Source organism: Aeromonas sp. CD (genome assembly GCF_033349375.1).
GTDB lineage: Bacteria > Pseudomonadota > Gammaproteobacteria > Enterobacterales > Aeromonadaceae > Aeromonas > Aeromonas hydrophila.
Window position 1 is genome coordinate 2,945,126 of the sequence record NZ_CP137631.1, and the last position, 21,321, is coordinate 2,966,446.

The window sequence follows — 21,321 nt, forward strand, 5'->3', positions numbered from 1 at the left end:
CAAGGGATGCCGGCACTAGAGTGAGCCCATCATCACCATGAGGAATTCACCATGCACCACGATCACCTGTTCTGCCCCCTGCGCCTCGGCCAGCTGCACCTCAACAATCGCATCGTCATGCCCCCCATGACCCGCTCCCGCGCCAGCCAGCCCGGTGACGTGGCCAATGCCATGATGGCCACCTACTACGCCCAGCGCGCCGGGGCCGGCCTCATCATCAGCGAAGGCACCCAGATTGACCCCATGGGCAAGGGCTACGCCTGGACGCCGGGGATCCACAGCGCCGAGCAAGTGGCCGGCTGGAAGCAGGTGACCGACGCCGTGCACGCCAAGGGCGGCACCATGTTCGCCCAGCTCTGGCACGTGGGCCGGGTCACTCACCCTGACAACCTCGGCGGTGCCCAGCCCATCTCCTCCTCCGCCATTCAGGCAAAAGGGGTGCGGGTATTCGTCGACAACGGCAGCGATGCCCCCGGGTTCGTCGAAACCGTCACCCCGCGCGCCATGACCCAGGCCGATATCGACGCGGTGGTGGGGCAGTTTCGTCAGGCGGCTCGCAACGCCATGCTGGCCGGCTTTGACGGCATCGAGCTGCACGCCGCCAACGGCTACCTCATCAACCAGTTCCTCGACTCCGAGTCCAATACCCGCACCGACGGCTACGGCGGTTCCTTGGAGAACCGGCTGCGTTTCCTCAAAGAGGTGACCGAGGCAGTCTGCAGCGAGATCGGGGCCGACCGGGTCGGGGTGCGCCTCGCGCCGCTCACCACCCTCAACGGCACCGTCGATGCCAACCCGCAGGAGACCTACCTGGCCGCCGCCCGCCTGCTGGGCCGGCTCGACGTGGTCTACCTGCACATCGCCGAGGCGGACTGGGACGATGCCCCGCTGATGGCGGAAGGCTTCAAGCAGGGGCTGCGCGACGCCTTCCCCAACACCCTCATCTATGCCGGCAAGTACGATGGCGAGCGTGCCCGGGCGGCGCTCGAGGCGGGCTGGGCCGACATGATAGGCTTCGGTCGCCCCTTCGTGGCCAACCCCGATCTGCCCGAGCGGCTGCGCCACGGCTATCCGCTGGCCCCTCACGATCCGGCCACCCTGTTTGGCGGCGGCGAAAAGGGCTTGACTGACTACCCGACCTATCAGGCGGCCGCCCAGCCCCACACGGCCTGAGTCACACCCGCCCAGGCATAAAAAAACGCGCCCACCCTCTCTGGTGGGCGCGTTTTTTTGCCTGTCATGCTTGCCGGCGCCGCAGGCTAATGAAGGCTGACCCCGTAGCAGGCGGCGTAGCTTCTGATCTCCCGGGTCAGCCGCGCCTTGTCGGCCAGGCTCAGCCAGCTCGCCTCCACCGCGTTCAGTGACAAGCGGCAGAGCTGGTTCATGCTGGCCCCCAGCTCATGGGCCAGGGCGTGGAAGTTGGCATTCATGTAGCCGCCGAAATAGGCGGGATCGTCGGAGTTGATGGTGACGCACAGCCCCTGCTCCAGCAGCGCCAGCACGTTGTGGTGGGCCATCTTGTCAAACACCTTGAGGCGGGTGTTGGAGAGGGGACAGACGGTGAGCGGCAGCCGGGTATCGGCCAGATAGCGCAGCAGATCGGGATCGTCAACGCAGCGCACCCCGTGATCGATGCGCCGCACCTCAAGCTCCCGGATGGCCTGCCAGATGTAGTCCGCCGGCCCCTCTTCGCCGGCGTGGGCCACCACCGGCAACCCCAGCTCGCGGCAGCGGGCAAAGACCCGGGCAAACTTGCTGGGCGGGTTGCCCCGCTCCCCCGAGTCAAGGCCGATGCCGTGAATGCGCGACAGGAAGGGAGTGGCCTCTGCCAACGTGGCAAAGGCATCCTCCTCGCTCAGGTGGCGCAAGAAGCTCATGATGAGCCGCCAGCTGATGCCAAACTCCCGCTCTCCGCGCTGCAGCGCCCGCTCGATCCCGCCCAGCACGGTGGCGAAGGGCACGCCACGGGCGGTGTGAGTCTGCGGGTCGAAGAAGATCTCCACGTGCACCACCTTGTCGGTGGCGCAGCGTTCCAGATAGGCCCAGGTGAGGTCGAAGAAATCCTGCTCGGTGATGAGCACGCTGGCCCCCAGGTAGTAGAGATCGAGAAAGGATTGCAGACAGTCGAACTCATAGGCGGCACGCACGCTGGCCACGTCGGGCCAGGGCAGGGCCACGCCGTTGCGCTGGCCCAGGGCAAACATCAATTCCGGCTCGAGCGAGCCTTCGATATGGAGGTGCAGCTCCAGCTTGGGCAGACCGGCAATAAAGTTATCCATGATGACGGCTCCATCGGTTCACAGACAGCGGGACCAGCCAGTGGCAGAGCGGATCCCTCCCCTCTGTCGTTCATTGTGCACCTATCTCTGTTTATGGGGGAGACTTGTCATCAAACAGACTTATAATGGCGTCACAAAAACAACATAACTATTTGAAGATCTTGAGAGTTGGCGCAACTTTCCGCCGCCTCTTGCGCCTACACAAGGAGTCCCCATGAAGAAAAACGTCATCTGCGACATCGACGGCGTCATCCTGCACAACAACGATCTGGTGCCCGGTGCCGACCGCTTCGTCCACCGCCTGCTGGAGCAGGGCAGCAAGCTGCTGTTTCTGACCAACTACCCGGCCCAGACCCAGAAAGATCTGCAAAACCGCTTCCGCTCCGCCGGGATCGAGGTGCCGGAGGAGTGCTTCTACACCTCCGCCATGGGCACCGCCGACTTTCTCAAGCGCCAGGATGGCAAGAAGGCCTATGTGATCGGCGAAGGGGCGCTGACCCACGAGCTCTACAAGGCCGGCTTCACCATCACCGACATCGACCCCGACTTCGTGGTGGTGGGCGAGACCCGCAACTACAACTGGACCATGATGCAGCTGGGGGCCAAGTTCGTCGATCAGGGGGCCCGCTTCATCGCCACCAACCCGGATACCCACGGCCCCATGATGCACCCGGCCTGCGGCGCCCTGTGCGCCCCCATCGAGCGGATGACCGGCAAGAAGCCGTTCTACGTCGGCAAACCGAGCGCCTGGATCATCCGCGCGGCGCTCAACCGGATGGAGGCCCACTCCGACGACACCATCATCATCGGCGACAACCTGCGCACCGACATTCTGGCGGGCTTCCAGGCCGGCCTCGAGACGGTGCTGGTGCTCTCCGGGGTGAGCAAGGTGGCCGACATCGACCGCATGCCGTTTCGGCCGAACCACATCTTCGACTCAGTGGTGGATATCGACATCGTCTGATCCCTGCCGGCTGACGGGCCGGCCTGGCGCCAGGTCCAGGTCGGCCTCGTTACTCCTGAAGGACGCGCAATGGAACCTGTCATGATCGCCGTGGCCTTCGGCTGCGGCATGCTCGTCAACCTCATCGGCCTGCCGCCCCTGCTGGGCTTTCTGGCGGCCGGCTTCATGCTCAATGGCATGGGTTATCAGAACACCCCGGCCCTGAACGAAATTGCCGATCTCGGCGTCACCCTGCTGCTGTTCACCATCGGCCTCAAGCTCAACGTCAAGATCCTGATGCGGCGCGACGTCTGGGGCACCACCAGTTTGCACCTGCTGCTCTCCACCCTGCTGTTCACCGTGGTGCTGCTGGTGTGCAAGGGGCTCGGGCTGGCGCTGGCCATGTCGCTGGACTGGCGGCTGGCGCTGCTGCTGGGCTTTGCCCTCTCCTTCTCCAGTACCGTGTTTGCGGTCAAGGTGCTGGAGGAGCGCAGCGACATGAACGCCCTCTATGCCCGCCTCGCCGTCGGCGTGCTGGTGATGCAGGATCTGTTCGCGGTGGCCTTCCTGGCGGTCTCCAGCGGTCAGTGGCCCAGCATCTGGGCACTCTGGATCCTGGGCCTGCCGCTGCTGCGCCCCTTGCTGCTGAAACTGCTGGAGCGGGCCGGTCACGGCGAGCTGCAGGTGCTGTTCGGGATCTTCCTGGCGCTGGTGGTGGGGGCCGCCGGCTTCGAGGTGGTGGGGCTCAAACCGGATCTGGGGGCGCTGGTCATCGGCATGCTGATCGCCTCTCACCCCGCCTCCGCAGGGCTGGCCAAGTCGCTGTTCAACCTCAAAGATCTGTTTCTTATCTGCTTCTTTCTCACCATCGGCCTCAACGGCCTGCCGACCCACGATACTATGTTGCTGGCGCTGGCACTGGTACTGGCCCTGCCGCTCAAAAGCGCGCTCTACTACTTGGTCTACAGCGGCGCCCACCTGCGGGTGCGTACCGCCCTGCTCTCCACCCTGGCGCTCACCAACTTCTCGGAGTTCGGTCTCATCGTCGCGGCCATCGCCGCCAAGGCGGGCTGGATCTCCCACGAGTGGCTGGTTGCGATCTCCCTGGCGCTGGCGGCCAGCTTCATGATCTCGGCCCCCCTCAACGGCCAGAGCGAGCGCATTTACCATCGGCTCGGCAACTGGCTGCGCGGCATGCAGGCCACCACCCTGCACCCGGAGGACAGGCCCATCGAGCTCGGCGATGCCGAGGTGATCATCCTCGGCATGGGGCGGATCGGTCAGGGCGCCTACTTCGAGCTGGAGAACAAGTACGGCACCGTGATCCTCGGGGTGGAGAACGACAGCGAGAAGCTGCCCACCCTGCGCGCCCAGGGCATGAACGTCATCGAGGGGGATGCCACCGATACCGATTTCTGGGACAAGGTGCTGCTCTCCAACCAGGTCAACTTGGTGCTGCTGGCCATGCCTCACCACTCGGGCAACCTCTACGCCATCGAGAAACTGCGCAGCCACGGCTTTGCCGGCAAGATTGCCGCCATCGTCCGCTTCGAGGACGACATCGCCTCCCTGAAAGAGCAAGGGGTGGATGCGGTGTTCAACGTCTACGACGAAGCGGGCAGCGGCTTTGCCCGCCACGTCATCAAGCGGCTGCAGCCACGCTGACGGGGGGCGGCGGCCCCCTTGGCAAGGGAGGCGCTATCGTTTACGTTATGCGCAACCTCGTTTAATAAAACGAACAATTACGGGGCCTGGATGGCCCCGTTTTTTATCCCTTGCCAAGGAGGCAGCATGAAGACCCTCAACGACTGGATCCTGCTCGATCGCCATGAGGCGGCCCCCACCCCGCTGATGCCCGCCCCCGAGCGCCTGCGCGCCGGCAATCCGCGCCAGACGGTATGGAACCACTATACCGACCCGAGCAAGCAGTTTCACGTGGGCTTCTGGGCTTGCGAGCCCGGCCGCTGGGCCATCCACTACACCGAGCACGAATACTGCCAGCTGCTGGAGGGCGAGGCGGTGATCCACGACGGCCAGGGCGGCAAATTGCCCCTCAAGCCCGGCGATCAGTTCGTCATCCCGGCCGGCTTTGTCGGCGAGTGGGAAACCCTCACCCCCTGCCGCAAGCTCTACGTGATCTTCGAGCCCGCCGCGACTTGACGTCTGCGTCAACCCGGGCCGCCGTAGCCGCCCTTTTTCAGGTCGACCGGGTTGACGTGTACGGCATGATTTTCTGCGGTTTTCCCGCTTGCAAAAGGTTTTTGCACTAGGCATTGTGATTGGCGAGGAATGTAAATGGAATTTCGAGCCCGAACGTGGGGGGCTCATATAAAAATCAAGAGGATTACCGCCAATGTGTTCTATTTTCGGCATTCTGGACATCAAATCCGATGCGGCCGCACTGCGCAAATCGGCGCTGGAGATGTCCAAGCGATTGCGCCACCGCGGTCCTGACTGGTCCGGCGTCTACAGCTCCGACAAAGCCATTCTGGTGCACGAGCGCCTGGCCATCGTCGATCCGGGCAACGGCGCCCAGCCGCTCTACAACCCCGAGCGCACCCACGTGCTGGCCGTCAACGGCGAGATCTACAACCACAAGGAGCTGGAGAAGAACCTCAAGGTCGACTTCCAGTTCCAGACCCACTCTGACTGTGAGGTGCTGCTGGCCCTCTACAAGGAGAAGGGCCCCGCCTTTTTGGACGATCTCAACGGCATCTTCGCCTTCATCCTCTATGACGCGGAGCAGGATGCCTACCTGATTGGTCGCGACCACATGGGGATCATCCCCCTCTATACCGGCCGCGACGAGCACGGCAACTTCTACGTCGCCTCCGAGATGAAGGCGCTGGTACCGGTCTGCAAGAGCGTCGAAACCTTCCCACCGGGACACTACCTGTGGAGCAAGGATGGCGAGCTCAAGCAGTGGTACAAACGCGACTGGATGGAGTACGGCGCGGTCGAGCACAACGTCAGTGACAAGGCCGAGCTGAAAGCCGCGCTGGAAGCGGCGGTCAAGCGCCAGCTGATGTGCGACGTGCCCTATGGCGTGCTGCTCTCCGGCGGGCTGGATTCGTCCGTCATCTCCGCCATCACCAAGCTCTATGCCGCCCGTCGGGTGGAAGACGATGGCAAGAGCGAAGCCTGGTGGCCGCAGCTGCACTCCTTCGCCGTCGGCCTGGAAGGCTCGCCGGATCTCGCCGCCGCCCGCAAGGTGGCTGATCACCTGGGTACCATCCACCACCAGATCCACTTCACGGTGCAGGAGGGACTGGATGCCCTGCGGGACGTCATCTATCACCTCGAGACCTATGACGTCACCACCATCCGCGCCTCCACGCCGATGTACCTGATGGCCCGCTACATCAAGGCGATGGGGATCAAGATGGTGCTCTCCGGCGAAGGTTCCGACGAGCTGTTCGGCGGCTACCTCTACTTCCACAAGGCGCCCAACGCTCGCGAGTTCCACGAAGAGAACGTGCGCAAGCTCGCCTCGCTGCACCTCTATGACTGCCTGCGCGCCAACAAGTCGATGGCCGCCTGGGGTGTGGAGGGTCGTGTGCCCTTCCTCGACAAGGAGTTCATGGACGTGGCGATGCGCCTGCAGCCCGCCGACAAGATGTGCGGCAAAGGCAAGATCGAGAAGCACATCCTGCGCGAAGCGTTCGAGGATCTGCTGCCCTTTGAGGTGGCGTGGCGCCAGAAGGAGCAGTTCTCCGACGGCGTAGGCTATTCGTGGATCGACAGCCTGAAAGCCATGGTCGAGGAAGAGGTGACGGATCAGATGTTAGAGGCGGCGGCCTTCCGCTTCCCCGTCAACACCCCGCTCACCAAGGAGGCCTACTTCTATCGCGCCATCTTTGACGAGCACTTCCCGCTGGAGTCCGCCGCCCGTACCGTGCCCTACGGCAAGTCGGTCGCCTGCTCCACCCCGACCGCGCTGGAGTGGGATGCCAAGTTCAAGGAGATGGCAGACCCGTCCGGTCGCGCCGTGATGGACGTCCACCAGCAGGGTTACTGATCTGCCGGCGACCTCCTTTGCCTGAATGCCAAGCCCCTCCTGCGAGGGGCTTGGTTTTTTCCCGCCGACCCATTCCCGCTTTTTGCATAACAAGCGCCCATCTCGCCCTTGGCGGCCAGGCTCGCTCGTGTCACATTGTTGCGGCTTGGAAGCAACCACAACAACACAAGGAGCACGTGATGAACCGACTGCTATTGCCGCTGGTGCTTGGCACCGCCCTGTTTCATGGCGAGGCGTACAGCGCCGGCCACCTCTGGAGCCAGACCCTGCCCGATTACAGCCAGGGCTATGACGAGCAACGAGACCCGGCCCGCGATCTCGCCGCCGCTACCGCCAAGGCCAGTGCCGAGGGCAAGAAAGTCCTGCTGCTGGTGGGCGGCGAGTGGTGCAGCTGGTGCCAGGAGATGAACCACTTTCTGGACCAACAACCCGACCTTGCCAGTCAGCTCAACCGCACCTTCGTGGTGGTCAAGGTGAACGTCAGCAAACAGAACAAGAACGAATCCTTCCTCAAAGGTTATCCCGAGTATCTGGGGGTGCCCCACTTCTACGTGCTGGATGCCAAGGGCAAGCTGCTGGAATCCTTCAACACCGGGCTGCTGGAGAAGGGGGACAGCTACGACGGGGAGAAATTCGGCAAGTTCATCGCCTTCTTCCAGCCCAAGACCACCCACGGCTGACTCGCCAATCGATGCAATCAGGGCCCAGCACGGTCGATGACTGTGTTGGGCCTCGATGGCCGTGCAAGCAGGGGATTGTAGGCCTGCGGCAAGCCGGCCATCCCCCCGACAAGGACGAAAAGATGTTACGGATACTGGGCAAAGCCTCTTCCATCAATGTGCGCAAGGTGCTGTGGGCCTGCGCCGAGCTGGATCTCCCGTTCGAGCTGGAGGAGTGGGGTGCCGGCTTCAAGCCGACGGACACCCCGGCGTTTCTGGCACTCAACCCCAATGCCATGGTGCCGGTCATTCAGGATGACGACTTCACCCTGTGGGAGTCGAACACCATCATCCGCTATCTGGCGACGCGCTACGGTGACAACGCGCTCTATCCCGTCGAGGCGAGAGCCAGGGCCCGGGTCGATCAATGGATTGACTGGCAGGCATCGGACTTGAACAGCGCCTGGCGCTACGCCTTCCTGTCGCTGGTGCGGCGCTCCCCCCAGCATCAAGACCATCAGGCCCTTCACGCAGCTTGCCTGCAGTGGTCTCACTGCATGGGGATCCTGGAGAAACAGCTTCAAGCAGCGGGGGGATATGTGGCCGGCCCCCACTTCTCGCTGGCGGACATTCCCATCGGGCTGTCGGTCAACCGCTGGCTGGAGACGCCCTATGATCGCCCGCAACTGCCGGCCGTGAACGACTACTACCAGCGACTGGGCGAGCGACCCGGCTTTCGGCGCTATGGCTGCAACGGAACGCCCTGAGGCGAACGAGAAGGGAGGGAGTTGGCAGAGTGAACACGGCAGGCCGGGCCGGGATGACCGGGCCCGGCCTGCCGTATGTCAGGGCTGGGCATCCGGCTGCTGCTCTGGCGCGGCCTTGATAAAGGCCTGCAGCTGCTCGCAGTTGGCGACGATACGGTTGATGGTGGGGTAGTCTTCCAGCGACATGTCGTAGCGGCGGGCGTTGTAGACCTGGGGCACCAGCATGCAGTCCGCCAGGGTCACCTCGTTGCCGACGCAATAGATGCCGGCGGTGGTCATCAGCAACTGCTCCAGCGCGGCGAAGGTCTCGTCAATCCAGTGGCGATACCACTCGTCGCGGTGTGCCTTGCCCTGCCCCAGCGACTGCTCCAGATAGTTGAGCACCCGCAGGTTGTTGAGGGGGTGGATGTCGCAGGCGATCATGTTGACGATCTGGCGTACCCGGGCGCGCTCCTGCGGGGCCGAGGGCATCAGCGGGTGGGCGGGATAGGTTTCGTCGAGGTACTCCATGATGGCCACCGACTGACCTACCTGCACCTCGCCATCCACCAGAAACGGCACCAGCCCCTGGGGGTTGAGCCGGCGATAGGCCTTCTCGCGCTGCTCGCCCTGCCGCAGATTGACCGGATGTTGCTCATAATCGAGCCCCTTGAGCTGCATCACGATCCGTACCCGATAACTTGCCGATGAACGCCAATATCCAAACAACTGCAACATAATCTGTCCCTGTGTTGGCAGGTGCAAGGGCACCTGCCGCTCACCAGCCGGCCTCGTATCCATGCTGGCCCCTCACTTCGTCTGACTGGCCCCCGCCGGCGTGACCCGCTGCAAAATGGTGCCAAACAGACTCATCCCGTTGCGATCCTGCATCGCGATGGACACTGTATCACCAAAGCGCAGAAAGGGTGTAGTGGCTTGACCTGACTCGATAATTTCCAGCATTCGCAGCTCGGCGAGGCAGGATGAACCGCGGCTTCGGTCGTAGTTGGAGACGGTGCCCGAGCCGATGATGCAGCCCGCCCCGAGCGGCCGGGTCTTGGCGGCATGAGCGATCAGCTCATAAAAGTTGAAGGTCATGTCCACTCCGGCGTCGGGGGCCCCGAACAGGGCGCCGTTGAGGTGGGTCTCGAGGGGCAGGTGCACCTTGCCGTCGCGCCAGTCATCCCCCAGCTCGTCCGGGGTGATGGCCAGCGGAGAGAAGCTGCTGGAGGGCTTGGACTGGAAGAAGCCAAAGCCCTTGGCCAGCTCCCCCGGGATGAGGTTGCGCAGGCTGACGTCGTTGACCAGCATCAGCAGCTTGATGTGGCCGGCGGCTGCCTGCGGGCTGGTGCCCATCGGCACGTCGTCGGTGATGACGGCGATCTCCGACTCGAAATCGATGCCCCACTCCTCCGACCCCATCGGGATGGAACCCCGCGGCGACAGGAAGCTGTCCGAGCCCCCCTGATACATCAGGGGATCGTGCCAGAAGCTTTCTGGCATCTCGGCGCCGCGGGCCTTGCGCACCAGCTCCACGTGGTTGACGTAGGCGCTGCCATCGGCCCACTGGTAGGCGCGCGGCAACGGGGAGAGACAGGCCGTCTCGTCGAACGGGAAAGCATCGGCGCAGGCACCATCGTTGAGCTGCTGATAGACGGCGGTCAGCTTGGGCGCCAGTTCGGCCCACTCGTCGAGGGCCGCCTGCAGGGTGGCGGCCAGCTGCGGCACGCGCACCGCGCGGCTCAGATCGCGACTCACCACCACCAGGGCGCCGTCCCGTTTGCCATTGTTCAGGGTTGCCAGTTTCATAGGGATTCCTCTTATTTGCCGTTCGTGGCTGGCGTGAGTTCCGGGCGCAACCAGCTGGTGACGTAACGCGGGTTCTCCACCCCGTCACACAAGCTGCCGACGTTGAGCGCATCGCGGGTATCGAGCATCACCGCCACCTCGTCAGTGAACTTCTTGGCGTAGGCCTGACCCGCCGCAAACGCCTTGGGATGGGGACCGTGGGTGAACCCGGCAGGATGGAAGGTGACCATGCCCCGCTCGATGTTGTCCCGGCTGAAGAAATCCCCGGCGTGGTAGAAGAGCACCTCGTCGTAGTCGTCGTTGCTGTGATAGAAGGGCACCTTGAGGGCGCCGGGATCGCTCTCGATGGGGCGCGGCACGAAGGTGCAGACCACGAACCGGCTCGCCACGAAGGTGGAGTGGGCCGAGGGCGGCAGGTGGTAGCGATGGCTCATCAGCGGGCGGATGTCCCGCCAGTTGAGGCGCACCACGCAGAGATCCCCGTGCCACCCTTGCGCATCCAGCGGATTGAACGGCCAGGTGATGACCGAGACCTGGTTGTGACGCTTCACCTGCAGCGACCAGGGGTTCTCATCCTGCTGGGCCAGGAAGCGCTCGTTGATGGCCGGCACGTCCAGCGCCGCCGGATCGAAGATGGCGTGATTGCCCACCAGCCCCTTGTCCGGCAGCTGGTAGCTGTCGTTGGTCGCCTCGATCATCAGGATGAACAGGGGCGCCGTCGGCTCGATGCGCCACATGGTGCCGCGGGGGATCACCAGGTAGTCGCCATCGCGCAGGGTCAGGTGACCATAGTCGCAATAGAACTCGCCGCTCCCCTCGTGGATAAACAGGAGCTCGTCGCCATCGGCGTTGCGCACCAGAAACGGCATGGGCTCATGCAGGCGCCAGATGCGGTAGCGGCAGTGGGGGTTGCTGAGAATATCCGGCATCACCCAGGGGGAGAGGGAACTCACCTCCTCGCCGAGGGCGTTGAGATCGAACAGGCGCGGGCGCAGCGGCCCCTCCCAGTTGACCCAGTCGGTGGGGGCATGCTTGTGGTGCATGTGGGTGGCCGGTCCGAAAAAGCCGGAGCGACCCAGTTCGCGCTCATAGATGGCCTGCTCGGGCAGGTCGGCATGAGCCTGACGGGAGTGTGTCCCCTCCCGGTGGGGAAAGTTAATCCAGTTGCGCATCGCCAACCTCCCTTGCTTGACAACCAACCCGTGTGTGGCAGCTCCCGTTACGCATCATTGAGCACCCCGCGACGGATCTGATCCAGCTCGATGGATTCGAAGAGTGCCTGGAAGTTGCCCTCGCCAAAGCCTTCGTTGCCCTTGCGCTGGATGATCTCGAAGAACACCGGGCCAATGACGGTGTCAGTGAAAATCTGCAGCAGGATACCGTCCTTGGTGGGGGAGCCGTCGATGAGGATGCGCAGCTCTTTGAGCGCCGCCAGATCCTCCTGGTGCCCCTCGACCCGGCTGTCCACCTTCTCGTAGTAGGTGTCCGGGGTCGGCATAAAGCCGGTGCCACGGCCACGCAGGGTACGGATGGTGTGGTAGATGTCGCTCGACGCCATGGCGATGTGCTGGATCCCCTCCCCCTTGTACTGACGCAGGTACTCCTCGATCTGGGACTTGTCGTCGGAGGATTCATTGATGGGGATGCGAATTTTGCCGCAAGGGGCTGTCATGGCGCGGGAATGGAGCCCGGTCAGCTTGCCCTCGATATCGAAGTAGCGAATTTCGCGGAAGTTGCCGATCCGCTCGTAGAAATTGGACCAGACGTCCATGTTGCCACGCTGCACGTTGTGGGTCAGGTGGTCAATCTCGTACAGCCCGGCGTCCACCTCGGCCATGCGCGCCTGCCAGTCGGGATAGAAGACGAAGTCCACGTCATAGATGGAGCCCTTGTCGCCGTAGCGGTCGACAAAGGAGAGGGTGCTCTCGCCGATGCCGTAGATGGCGGGGATGTTGAGCTCCATGGGGCCAATCTTGCCGACGAACGGCTTGGCGCCCTTGCCGATGGCGTACTGTTGGGCCTTGCCGGCATCGCTCACCCGAAACGCCATGCCGCAGACGCTCGGCCCGTGCAGGCTGGCAAACTGCTCGGCCTGGGAGTGGGGCTCGGCATTGACCACGAAGTTGATGTCCCCCTGGCGGTAGAGCCAGCACTGCTTGTGCTTGTGCTGCGCCACCTCGGCAAAGCCCAGCGAGACGAACAGCGCCTTGAGGGCGGCAATCCCTTTGGCATCCGGCGCCGTGTACTCGACGAATTCAAAACCATCGGTGCCGAGCGGATTGATGGTGTGAGTACGGGCAGAAGAAGTGGTCGTCATGATGCGCTCCTTGCGATTGACTGATAACGAAGAGGGTCACACCGGGGCGCTGCGGGCAGCCGCCACCGGCATTGTTAACAACTTGTTTCATTAGAGGTGGCGGCGCGGTGGAAGAGAAGAGGCGGCGTTCAGATAGTTTGCCGGGGGGATGGCCAAAAGATGTAAATAGATTGTGACATTAAGGCCGCAACCTTGTGGCGCGCTCGGTGGCGCCCCGCAAGGCTGTCAGCTTTGCCTTACAGGGACCAGTGTCTGGGCTCGATGCGGGGCAATGCCTGCCGCGCTTGTTGCAGCCGCGCCGGGGTGGGGTTGATGAGCCACGCCGCCTGCCCCTCTGCCAGCAGCGGCAAGTCGTGCAGGCTGTCGCTCAGTGCCAGGGTTGCGCCGAGGGCGTGGATCCCGGGCAGGATCTTGTGGCGGCCGTGGCAGTAAAAACGCGGCATCAGGCCGCCGAGGCGATAGTGCATCCGCGAACCCAGAATGCGATGGGGCAGATGGCCGGGCAGTTGCTGATGCAGTTGCCCCCGCACTAGGGCGCGAGGGCTGGCGGAGAGCACCCAGCAGCGCTGCCCTTCGGCCAGCAGCAGGGCGCGCGCCTCACGAAACAGCCCAGGCCGGGTGCGGCAGTAGGCCCGCACCAGGCGGCGCCACCCCAGCGGCGACAGCCCGAGGGTGATGGCCCACCAGATCAGTGAAATGCCGCGTCGGCGCTGGCTTGGCAGCAGATAGACCAGCCCGCCCAACGCCATCACCGGCCACAGCAGCAGCGGCCAGATGCGGCGGCGCAGGATGAAACGCAGCAGCCCGGCATGGCTGTCATCCGGCGCCAGGGTGTCGTCAAAATCCGCCAGGATCCAGCCGCTGGCGGGCAGATCCGGCACGCCTGGTACTGTTGCCCCCTTCATTCGGCCAGCCCCGCGATGGCGGCGTGCAACTCGGGCAGCACAAACAGCGTGCCTTCATCGGGCGGGCAGACGAAGTCGAACGCCTCCCCCGCCAGAGTGAACGCGAGACGCCAGGCGTGCAGATAGCCGCGATCGGCCGCCGTGCCGCCGTAGCGCTCATCCCCGAGGATCGGCGCCCCCACGCTCTTCAAGGCCACCCGGATCTGGTGGGTCTTGCCGGTTCTGGGCTTGATCCGGTAGAGCCGCAAGCCTTCGCGCACCGAGACGGAGTCGAACCAGCTGATGGCCGGGTTGTCCTGGCTGCGCGCCAGCATCCAGCTGCCACCCCGCCCCTTCTGCATGTCCCCCTTCACCCAGCCCTGCTTCTTCTTGGGCTTGCGATCGGAGAGGGCCAGATACTGCTTGCTCACTTCCCGCGCGGCAAAGGCCATGCTGAGGGCCCGGTTGGCCTCGGTGGTGCGCGCCAAGAGCACCAGCCCGGAGGTCATCTTGTCGAGCCGATGCACCGGATAGAGCAACAGACCGGTGTCGGCCTTGACCCGACTGACCAGCCCCGGATGGAGCAGGCCGGCCTCGTCGGTCTCGTCATGCATGCCGAGCCCGGGCCCCTTGTTGATAACCATGAAATCTTTGTGCTGCGCTAGTATCCGGTACATCAATAACCCTTTAGAATGTTTTTAATTACAAGAACATGACCCTGCGGGGTCGCACCCCATGAACACTCAGAACAAGACTCGCACGGATGAAGAGATACCTGCTTTGGCTGCTGCTGATTGGCATCAGTCATGCTGTTCCCTTGCGGGCCAGCGAATCCACCCTTGAAGCGCCGGAGCGGGTCGTACTCCAGCTGCGCTGGCTGCATCAGCCCCAGTTCGTTGGCTATCACATGGCCAAGGCCAAGGGCTTTTATGCCAGTGCCGGGCTGGACGTCGAGATACGGCCCGGCGGCAAGGACATCAGCCCGGTAGAAGAGGTGCTGAGCGGACGGGCCGACTTCGGGGTCGGCAACACCGAGGTGCTCACCAGCTACGCCAGCGGCAAGCCGCTGCTGGCGCTCGCCAGCGTCTATCAGCACTCGCCGTCCATCTTTCTGGCCCGCCGTGACAGCGGCATTCTCACCGTTGACGACATGCGTGGCAAACGGATCATGATGTTTTCGGCCCATCAGGACGCCGAACTGCTGGCCACCCTCTTCTACCAGGGGCTGAGTGAGCGTCAACTCATCCCGCTGCCCACCTCGGTCAACATCGAGGATCTCATCGAAGGCCAGGTCGACATCTTCAACGCCTACCTCAGCAACGAGCCCTTCTATCTGGAAGAGCGCGGCATCCCCGTCTCCGTCATCAATCCGCGCAACTACGGCATCGATTTCTACAGTGACATCCTGTTCACCACCCAGGCGCAGGAGCGCGCCCATCCGGATCGGGTAGCCCGGTTTCGGGCCGCGAGCCTGGCGGGCTGGCGCTACGCCCTCGCCCACCCGCAGGAGGCCATCGCCCTGCTGCGCAAGGAGTATGGCGTCAACCGCAGTCAGGCCCACATGGAGTACGAGCTGCAGGTGAGCAAGGAGATGATCCAGCCGCTCTATGTGGAGATCGGGTATATGAATCCCGATCGCATGACCCACATCATGCAGCAGCTGGTCGAGATCGGGCTGGTGTCCAAGCCGGTCTCTTTGCACGAATTTCTCTATCAGGCCCCTTCCGAGCAGTGGATCTTCTGGCGTCCCTGGTTCCTGCTGAGCCTGGCGGCCAGCGTGCTGATCCTGCTGCTGGCCCTCTATCTATTGATGTGCAACCAGCGGCTCAACCGCGAAATCGCCCTGCGCCGCCAACGGGAGGAGGAGATCTGGCAGCTGGCCCGCCGCGACCCGCTCACCGGCCTGCCCAACCGGCTGAGCCTGATGGAGCGGCTCGATGCCCAGATCAAGGGCCCGGCCCCCGGCTGCCTGCTGTTTTGCGATCTCGACGACTTCAAACAGGTCAACGACAACTTCGGCCACAGCCACGGCGATGCCCTCCTCTGCCAGCTGGCGGAGCGGATCAGCCGCAGCCTGGGCCCGCAGCACTTCTTCGCCAGGCTGGCCGGCGACGAGTTCGTGCTGCTGTTGCCGGGCCACAGCCAGCCGCAGGCCGACGCCATCGCCGAGCAGATCAGGGTCACCATGCAATCGCCATTCGAGGTGGAAGGAGTTCCGCTGGCGGTCGGCATCAGCATCGGCACCAGCCAGTACCAGCCGGGCTGGCGCGCCGAGCAGTGGCTGATCCAGGCCGACCGTGCCATGTACCAGGACAAGGGGGCTCCGCTGGCTGAGCCCCCAGGCTGACCCCAAGTCCCCGACAGCACAAGGCCACCCGCAGGTGGCCTTGTTGTTGTATATATGGATGGCAGCGGCGACTAACCGAAGGTCTGCCCCAGGGATTTGAGCTGTCTGGCCTTGGTCAGCAGGATCTCGCTCGACTCGTCCACATCCTGCATCTTGCTGCTGTTGGCATGGGAGTGCTGGGAGATGAGATTGACGTTCTGGCTGATGTCTTCCACCACCGCCTGCTGCTGTTCCGCCGCCGCCGAGATCTGGGCCGAGAAGTCCATCACCAGCTCGATCTCCGTCAGTACCTGATGCAGGCTGTCCGACCCCATCCGGGTCATCGCTACGCAGGCCTGGGTCTGTTGCAGGTTGTTCTGCATCATCCCCTTCCAGCCGTTCAAGGTGCGCTGGATCTGGCCGATGCTGCTCTGGATCTGTTCGGTCGCCTTGTGGGTGCGGGTAGACAAGGTGCGTACCTCGTCCGCCACCACCGCAAAACCGCGCCCCTGTTCGCCGGCCCGGGCCGCCTCGATGGCGGCGTTGAGCGCCAGCAGGTTGGTCTGATCGGCAATGCCCTGAATTTCCCCCATCAGCACCCCGATGCGATCCGACTCGCTGGCCAGCGCCACCGCCGAGGCAAAGGCGTGCTCCGCCTCCTTCGCCAGATCGGTGATCTTGTGCTCGGTCTCGATCAACTGCTGATCCGTGTGCTGGCAGTGAGCCTTGGCCTCGGCAATCTGGCTGTTGGTGTCCTGGATGTTGCGGGCGATCTCCTGGGCCGTGCTCGCCATCTCGGTGATGGCGGCCGCCATCTGCTGGGTCTGGGCATCCTGCTCGGCGATGTCCGAGCTGGCCTCGCTGGAGGCGCTCTTCAGGTGCACCGCCAGATCCTGCAGGGCGTGAGTGGCATCATCCACCCGGCCGAGCACGGTGCGAATACGGGCCTGCAGCAGCTTGATGTGGAAGTCGGCGATGGCGCTTGGCTCCTGGCCCGAGTAGATGAGCCGGGTCAGGCTGTCGTACTCGCCGGCCAGTTGCTGCAGATAACGAGGGGTGGTAATGAGCTCGTGGCGATAGAGCAGCCCCAGCAAGATCAGCGGCAGCGCCATGTAAAGCGCGGCCCAGCCGCCCAGTTGCACGGTGCCGAGCCAGCCCAGTGCCAGCAACCCGGCCACCGCGACCCCGTGGCGCAGCCGTGCCAGCGAAATCCTGGGCCTGCCGCCGCCCTGCTCCGCCGCCCGCAGCCGGGCATAGGTACGGGCGGCGATCTGCTTCATCTGCGGATCGGCGCGGCAGCGCACCGACTGATAGCCGCTGATCTTGCCCTGCTCGAAGATGGGGGTGACGTAGGCATCCACCCAGTAATAACGACCATCCAGGCAGCGGTTCTTCACCATGCCGCGCCATGGCTGGCCCTGCTTGAGTTTGCCCCACAAGTCGGCAAATGCCGCCTTGGGCATGTCGGGATGGCGCACCATGTTGTGGTGCTGCCCCACCAGCTCGGCCCGGCTGTAACCGGCGACCCGGCAGAAGTTGTCATTGGCGTAGGTGATCACGCCCCGCAGATCCGTGGTGGACACCAGCTGTTCATCAGCTGCGAAATCCACTTCCTGATCAACAAGATGGCCTTTTTGTTCGCGCATGTAGCCCCCACTCTTACGTTGTTGCTCAGTAGAGTGTTGGGAAGCAATCAGCACCTGTAAAGGTCAATGCAAAAAGATTCTGACGGGGAGAAAACGGATCGGGCCGACAGGAAATAATCATTGATTTAAATCAACATTTCCTGCCGGCGCGCGATATTTATTGCAGTGAAAGATGGCTGGCAATGGTCTTGAACAGCACCGGGTAGTCATCCTCGAAATGGTGCGAACCAGGCAGGGTCACCGTGGTCACGTTGGGTTGTTGCAGACGGGGACAGAGCCGTACCGGCGAGTCGTCATCCGCCCCCTGCACGCAGAGCATCGGCAGGGTGTGGATGGCGTTGACCTCGGGCTGGGTGGGATAGCTGCCCGCCTTGTCGTGGGTCACCATGTCGCTGACGTGGATCTCGAAGTCGGAGGCGGTCGAGGGTGAGAGCATCACGGCCCCGATCAGGCTCTGGCGATAAGGTTCGGGCAACCGGTTGATCACGAAGGGCACTATCTCGGCACCGAAGGAGAAGCCCACCAGCAGCCAGCGCTGGCGCCCCCAACGGGACTGGTAATCGTCCAGGATCCGCACCAGATCGGCGGTGACCTGCTGTGGATCCTTCTTCTTCCAGTAGTAGGTGAGCGAGCTCCAGCCCACCACCGGCATACCGTGCTGCTGCAGCTGGGCGCTGAGCCCCTTGTCCAGCGCCGCCCAGCCGCCGTCACCGCTCATGAACACCACCATGGGTGCGCTTGAGGCTTGCGCCACCGGCAGCTCCACCAGCCCCAGCTCCTCTTTCACCGGCGCGGCAGAGAGCGAAAAGGCGCAGCACGCCAACAGCAATAACAGGATTTTCATGGCCGACTCCTATTTTTTGATGAGCCCGAACGGGCCTCGGCTGATCAGGGATATCAGGTTGGTCAGCACCCTCGGCAGCACCAGCTTGCTGGTACAGAGCAGGTAGCGCGGCTCCCAGTCTGGCGAGAACTTCTCCTTGTAGCGTCTGAGCCCCTGGAAATTGTAGAAACGGCTGCCCCGGGTGAAGATGGTGTTGCCAAGCCGGGTCCAGTAGCTGCTCAGGGGGTGATCGTTGAAACCGGACATGGGCGCCATGCCGAGGTTGAAGCTGGCGTAGCCCTCGGCCTTGCCCCACAGCAGCAGCTCGACGAACAGGAAGTCCATGATGGGCGCCGTGCCCGTGTCCAGGCTGTAGCGCATCAGATCGATGGAGAGGCTCTCCTTGTTGTCGCTGACCCAGAGGTTGGCAAAACCGACGATCTGCCCCTCGTGACGCACCAGCGCGGCCGGGCTCAGGCTGAGATAGGCGGGCTCGAAACTGCCCACCGAGAAGCCCTTCTCCTTGCCCTGCTTGCTCTGCAGCCAGGTGTCCGACACCTCCTTGAGGCGCGGTAACAGTGCAGGCACATATTCAGGCGCCACCACCTCGAACGACAACCCCTCCCGCTTGCCCTTGGCATGGCTCTGGCGCAGGTTGCGCAGCCGGCTGCCAGCCAGCTCGAAGGCCGCCAGCTCGACGATGGCCTCCTCCCCCAGCTTGAACGGGATCAGGCCCAGCTCCAGATAGAGCGGCAGGTAGCGGGCCGACACCTGATAGAACACCGGGCTGGCATCGTGCTGATCGCACAGCTCGCGAAACTGCCAGAGCAGCTCCTCGATAAGCTCAGGCTGACCGATGGGATCCCCCATCACGATCCAGCCATTGCCCTCGACGCCGTACATCAAAAACGCCTCGCCGCCGGGATGAAACAGCAGTGACTTGTCGCCAAGCTGGGCCAGGTAGCCATGACCACCCCCCTCGCGCAGCACCAGGGCATGGGCGCGGGCCAGCTCCTCTGCTTCCGGCTTGCGCCCGGAGACTCGCAGCGGCGCCAGCAGCTGGGCCACCCCGACCACGGCCAGCACAGCCACCACGCTGCCCATGGCCCGCAGCCCGCGGGAGGCGGCGCCATGGGGCGAGAAGTGGAACCAGAGGGCGTGGTCATATTCCACCTGACGGTAGGAGAAGAGCAGCAGCCAGAGCGCCCCCAGCAGCACGGCCCCCACCGAGATGAGCCAGCCCGGGGTGAACTGGGCGTGCAGCAGGGAGCCCTTGCGATAGAACAGTGAGCGGCAGGGAGTGATGATGAGCAGGAACAGCCCGAGCAGCAGGGCCGACTCCCAGTCAAACCCCTTGAGCAAGGAAAAGACCATCCCCAGTCCCAGCAGCAGCTGGGTGATGCGAAACGCCGCATCGTGGCGCCGGTAGAGGCTGCGGGCCAGCAGGATCAGCAGCACGCCACTGACGCTGCCAAGCACATGGGAGAGCTCCAGCAGGTGCAGCGGCAATACCTGCAGGAACATCTCGATACGCCCGCGCATGGTGGGGATCATCCCCGAGCAGAGCAGCAGGCTGCCCGCCGCGAACGCACCCAGGCTGATCAGCGCCGGCAGGAACTCGCGCACCGCGGTCATGATGCCCTGCAGCCGGCTCCAGCGCGCCTTCTGCTGCAACAGCTCCTGGCTGGTGAACAGCAGCAGGGCGCACAGGAAAGGCAGCACATAGTAGATGCAGCGATAGAGCAGCAGGGAGGCCAAGAGCTTGTCCACCGGCAGGTATTTGGCCAGCAGCAGGCTCATGCTCGCCTCGAACACCCCGATCCCGCCGGGCACATGGGCCAGCACCCCGAGGAAACTGGCCAGTACGAAGGCACTGAGCAGCACCGGATAGGAGACGCTGTCCGCCGGCAGCAGCACATAGAGCACGGCGGCGGCGGCCATCCAGTCCAGCAGCGCCACCAGCAGTTGCAGCAACCGGGTTCTGAATACCGGCAACACCAGCTCGTGGCCACGCCAGATCAGCGCGGATTTTGGCCAGAACAGGTAGCCAAGCACCGCCAAGAGTGCCAGCCCACCCGCCACGTTGAGCAGCTGATCGGCCCACAGCGGCCAGTCCGGCAGCAAGGTGGTAGCCTGTCCCACCAGCAGGGCCGTGCCCCCCCAGGCCAGCAGGCCGAGGAAGAAGGTCACCGAGCAGAAGACGATGATCCTGGCCACCTCCCCAGTGCCAAGACCCAGCGACGAGTAGATGCGATAGCGCACCGACGAGCCGGTCAGCAGGGCGAACCCCAGGGTATTGGAGAGGGTGTAAGCGATGAACGAGGTGACCCCCACCTGCTGCCAGGGCAGCCGCTTGCCGAGGGCGTGCACCGCCAGCAGGTCGTAGCAGCAGAGGCAGGCATAGCTGAGCAGGGTCAGTAACAGGGCACCGCCCAGCAGCGGCAGCGGTAAAGACCAGATGGCCAGCCGGATGTCGTGCCAGTGCCAGAGGTGAGTCAGACGATAGAGCACGGCCAGCGCCGCCCCCAACAACAACAAGCTACATAACGGGCCTAACCAGATAAACAGATGACGCCGCATTGCCGATCCCTACCGACGCGAGGCCATGGCCATGCGCGTCACGTTGCTGAACATGGCCACCCGCAGCGGGAGCGCAGACCGCACTCCTTCGCGCCTTGGCCTTCAAATAGATGTTTTATGGGCCGTGGGCGGCGAACGGTCGGCACTGATGACATGGCCAGTTTGGCCCTGGCTGCCCGGAAAATACCCCCGCCCAGCATGGCATCCCACTTTATATCGACTTTTTTGCAAAAGACGAGCCTTGCATTCGAAATAAAATTACTCGGCTGCCGGCAGATTAATTCACCAACA

General features: G+C 63.6%; 18 protein-coding genes. 8 read left to right on the forward strand and 10 right to left on the reverse strand.

Going from position 1 to position 21,321, the window contains the following annotated elements; genetic code table 11:
- Positions 1-51 precede the first annotated feature (51 nt).
- Positions 52-1,173, forward strand: a complete 1,122-nt coding sequence (locus R2E40_RS13590) for an alkene reductase (protein WP_318163609.1) — start codon at positions 52-54, stop codon at positions 1,171-1,173.
- Positions 1,174-1,259: 86 nt separating this feature from the next.
- On the opposite strand, the gene R2E40_RS13595 is transcribed toward R2E40_RS13590, so the two are convergent.
- Positions 1,260-2,279 (reverse strand): adenosine deaminase, encoded by a 1,020-nt coding sequence (locus R2E40_RS13595; protein WP_318163610.1) that lies wholly within the window; start codon positions 2,277-2,279, stop codon positions 1,260-1,262.
- Between the two features lie 214 nt (positions 2,280-2,493).
- Between R2E40_RS13595 and R2E40_RS13600 the strand changes: the two genes are divergently transcribed.
- The 6 genes from R2E40_RS13600 (at position 2,494) to R2E40_RS13625 (ending at position 8,666) form a co-directional block, all read left to right on the forward strand.
- Positions 2,494-3,243 carry an HAD-IIA family hydrolase gene (locus R2E40_RS13600; protein WP_011706469.1) on the forward strand — a complete coding sequence of 250 codons (750 nt, stop codon included), beginning with the start codon at positions 2,494-2,496 and terminating at the stop codon, positions 3,241-3,243.
- A 69-nt stretch (positions 3,244-3,312) separates the two neighbouring features.
- A complete protein-coding gene (locus R2E40_RS13605; protein WP_318163611.1) occupies positions 3,313-4,887 on the forward strand; it encodes a cation:proton antiporter family protein in 1,575 nt (524 codons plus the stop codon).
- Between the two features lie 126 nt (positions 4,888-5,013).
- Entirely contained in the window at positions 5,014-5,382 is a 369-nt protein-coding gene (locus R2E40_RS13610; protein WP_318163612.1) for a cupin domain-containing protein, read from the forward strand.
- A gap of 193 nt (positions 5,383-5,575) precedes the next feature.
- The gene (gene asnB / locus R2E40_RS13615; RefSeq protein ID WP_318163613.1) at positions 5,576-7,240 is read left to right on the forward strand and encodes an asparagine synthase B; all 1,665 of its coding nucleotides are present in this window, start codon (positions 5,576-5,578) and stop codon (positions 7,238-7,240) included.
- A gap of 179 nt (positions 7,241-7,419) precedes the next feature.
- Positions 7,420-7,920 carry a thioredoxin family protein gene (locus R2E40_RS13620; RefSeq protein ID WP_024944498.1) on the forward strand — a complete coding sequence of 167 codons (501 nt, stop codon included), beginning with the start codon at positions 7,420-7,422 and terminating at the stop codon, positions 7,918-7,920.
- 122 nt (positions 7,921-8,042) lie between these two features.
- The gene (locus R2E40_RS13625) at positions 8,043-8,666 is read left to right on the forward strand and encodes a glutathione S-transferase (RefSeq protein ID WP_318163614.1); all 624 of its coding nucleotides are present in this window, start codon (positions 8,043-8,045) and stop codon (positions 8,664-8,666) included.
- Positions 8,667-8,744: 78 nt separating this feature from the next.
- On the opposite strand, the gene maiA is transcribed toward R2E40_RS13625, so the two are convergent.
- From maiA to R2E40_RS13655, 6 genes are all read right to left on the reverse strand, one after another.
- Positions 8,745-9,383 carry a maleylacetoacetate isomerase gene (gene maiA / locus R2E40_RS13630; protein ID WP_043119137.1) on the reverse strand — a complete coding sequence of 213 codons (639 nt, stop codon included), beginning with the start codon at positions 9,381-9,383 and terminating at the stop codon, positions 8,745-8,747.
- A gap of 72 nt (positions 9,384-9,455) precedes the next feature.
- Complete coding sequence (locus tag R2E40_RS13635) at positions 9,456-10,454, reverse strand: fumarylacetoacetate hydrolase family protein (RefSeq protein WP_318163615.1); 999 nt, start codon at positions 10,452-10,454, stop codon at positions 9,456-9,458.
- Between the two features lie 11 nt (positions 10,455-10,465).
- Positions 10,466-11,626, reverse strand: coding sequence for a homogentisate 1,2-dioxygenase (locus R2E40_RS13640; protein WP_011706477.1), 1,161 nt, complete (start codon positions 11,624-11,626; stop codon positions 10,466-10,468).
- A gap of 47 nt (positions 11,627-11,673) precedes the next feature.
- A complete protein-coding gene (gene hppD, locus R2E40_RS13645; protein WP_017408053.1) occupies positions 11,674-12,771 on the reverse strand; it encodes a 4-hydroxyphenylpyruvate dioxygenase in 1,098 nt (365 codons plus the stop codon).
- A 236-nt stretch (positions 12,772-13,007) separates the two neighbouring features.
- A complete protein-coding gene (locus R2E40_RS13650; protein WP_318163616.1) occupies positions 13,008-13,676 on the reverse strand; it encodes an HAD family hydrolase in 669 nt (222 codons plus the stop codon).
- Positions 13,673-14,332 carry a TIGR01621 family pseudouridine synthase gene (locus tag R2E40_RS13655; RefSeq protein WP_042066717.1) on the reverse strand — a complete coding sequence of 220 codons (660 nt, stop codon included), beginning with the start codon at positions 14,330-14,332 and terminating at the stop codon, positions 13,673-13,675. Before R2E40_RS13655 ends, R2E40_RS13650 begins: the two co-directional genes overlap by 4 nt.
- A gap of 86 nt (positions 14,333-14,418) precedes the next feature.
- Here R2E40_RS13655 and R2E40_RS13660 point away from each other — a divergent pair, with 86 nt between their 5' ends.
- Positions 14,419-16,002, forward strand: coding sequence for an ABC transporter substrate-binding protein (locus R2E40_RS13660; RefSeq protein WP_318163617.1), 1,584 nt, complete (start codon positions 14,419-14,421; stop codon positions 16,000-16,002).
- Between the two features lie 71 nt (positions 16,003-16,073).
- Here the strand turns inward: R2E40_RS13660 and R2E40_RS13665 are convergent, their stop codons facing one another.
- The 3 genes from R2E40_RS13665 to mprF all read right to left on the reverse strand — a co-directional run bounded on the left by R2E40_RS13665 (position 16,074) and on the right by mprF (position 21,030).
- On the reverse strand, positions 16,074-17,627 hold the full coding sequence (locus R2E40_RS13665; RefSeq protein WP_318163618.1) for a PAS domain-containing methyl-accepting chemotaxis protein: 1,554 nt from the start codon (positions 17,625-17,627) through the stop codon (positions 16,074-16,076).
- A 157-nt stretch (positions 17,628-17,784) separates the two neighbouring features.
- The gene (locus R2E40_RS13670) at positions 17,785-18,471 is read right to left on the reverse strand and encodes an AcvB/VirJ family lysyl-phosphatidylglycerol hydrolase (protein WP_042066721.1); all 687 of its coding nucleotides are present in this window, start codon (positions 18,469-18,471) and stop codon (positions 17,785-17,787) included.
- A gap of 9 nt (positions 18,472-18,480) precedes the next feature.
- Positions 18,481-21,030, reverse strand: a complete 2,550-nt coding sequence (mprF, locus tag R2E40_RS13675) for a bifunctional lysylphosphatidylglycerol flippase/synthetase MprF (protein WP_318163619.1) — start codon at positions 21,028-21,030, stop codon at positions 18,481-18,483.
- Between the last annotated feature and the right edge of the window lie 291 nt (positions 21,031-21,321).

Coding starts and splice junctions, on each gene's coding strand:
- R2E40_RS13590 (WP_318163609.1), top strand. CDS start 52: ATGCACCACGATCACCTGTTCTGCCCCCTGCGCCTCGGCCAGCTGCAC.
- R2E40_RS13595 (WP_318163610.1), bottom strand. CDS start 2,279: ATGGATAACTTTATTGCCGGTCTGCCCAAGCTGGAGCTGCACCTCCAT.
- R2E40_RS13600 (WP_011706469.1), top strand. CDS start 2,494: ATGAAGAAAAACGTCATCTGCGACATCGACGGCGTCATCCTGCACAAC.
- R2E40_RS13605 (WP_318163611.1), top strand. CDS start 3,313: ATGGAACCTGTCATGATCGCCGTGGCCTTCGGCTGCGGCATGCTCGTC.
- R2E40_RS13610 (WP_318163612.1), top strand. CDS start 5,014: ATGAAGACCCTCAACGACTGGATCCTGCTCGATCGCCATGAGGCGGCC.
- asnB (WP_318163613.1), top strand. CDS start 5,576: ATGTGTTCTATTTTCGGCATTCTGGACATCAAATCCGATGCGGCCGCA.
- R2E40_RS13620 (WP_024944498.1), top strand. CDS start 7,420: ATGAACCGACTGCTATTGCCGCTGGTGCTTGGCACCGCCCTGTTTCAT.
- R2E40_RS13625 (WP_318163614.1), top strand. CDS start 8,043: ATGTTACGGATACTGGGCAAAGCCTCTTCCATCAATGTGCGCAAGGTG.
- maiA (WP_043119137.1), bottom strand. CDS start 9,383: ATGTTGCAGTTGTTTGGATATTGGCGTTCATCGGCAAGTTATCGGGTA.
- R2E40_RS13635 (WP_318163615.1), bottom strand. CDS start 10,454: ATGAAACTGGCAACCCTGAACAATGGCAAACGGGACGGCGCCCTGGTG.
- R2E40_RS13640 (WP_011706477.1), bottom strand. CDS start 11,626: ATGCGCAACTGGATTAACTTTCCCCACCGGGAGGGGACACACTCCCGT.
- hppD (WP_017408053.1), bottom strand. CDS start 12,771: ATGACGACCACTTCTTCTGCCCGTACTCACACCATCAATCCGCTCGGC.
- R2E40_RS13650 (WP_318163616.1), bottom strand. CDS start 13,676: ATGAAGGGGGCAACAGTACCAGGCGTGCCGGATCTGCCCGCCAGCGGC.
- R2E40_RS13655 (WP_042066717.1), bottom strand. CDS start 14,332: ATGTACCGGATACTAGCGCAGCACAAAGATTTCATGGTTATCAACAAG.
- R2E40_RS13660 (WP_318163617.1), top strand. CDS start 14,419: ATGAAGAGATACCTGCTTTGGCTGCTGCTGATTGGCATCAGTCATGCT.
- R2E40_RS13665 (WP_318163618.1), bottom strand. CDS start 17,627: ATGCGCGAACAAAAAGGCCATCTTGTTGATCAGGAAGTGGATTTCGCA.
- R2E40_RS13670 (WP_042066721.1), bottom strand. CDS start 18,471: ATGAAAATCCTGTTATTGCTGTTGGCGTGCTGCGCCTTTTCGCTCTCT.
- mprF (WP_318163619.1), bottom strand. CDS start 21,030: ATGCGGCGTCATCTGTTTATCTGGTTAGGCCCGTTATGTAGCTTGTTG.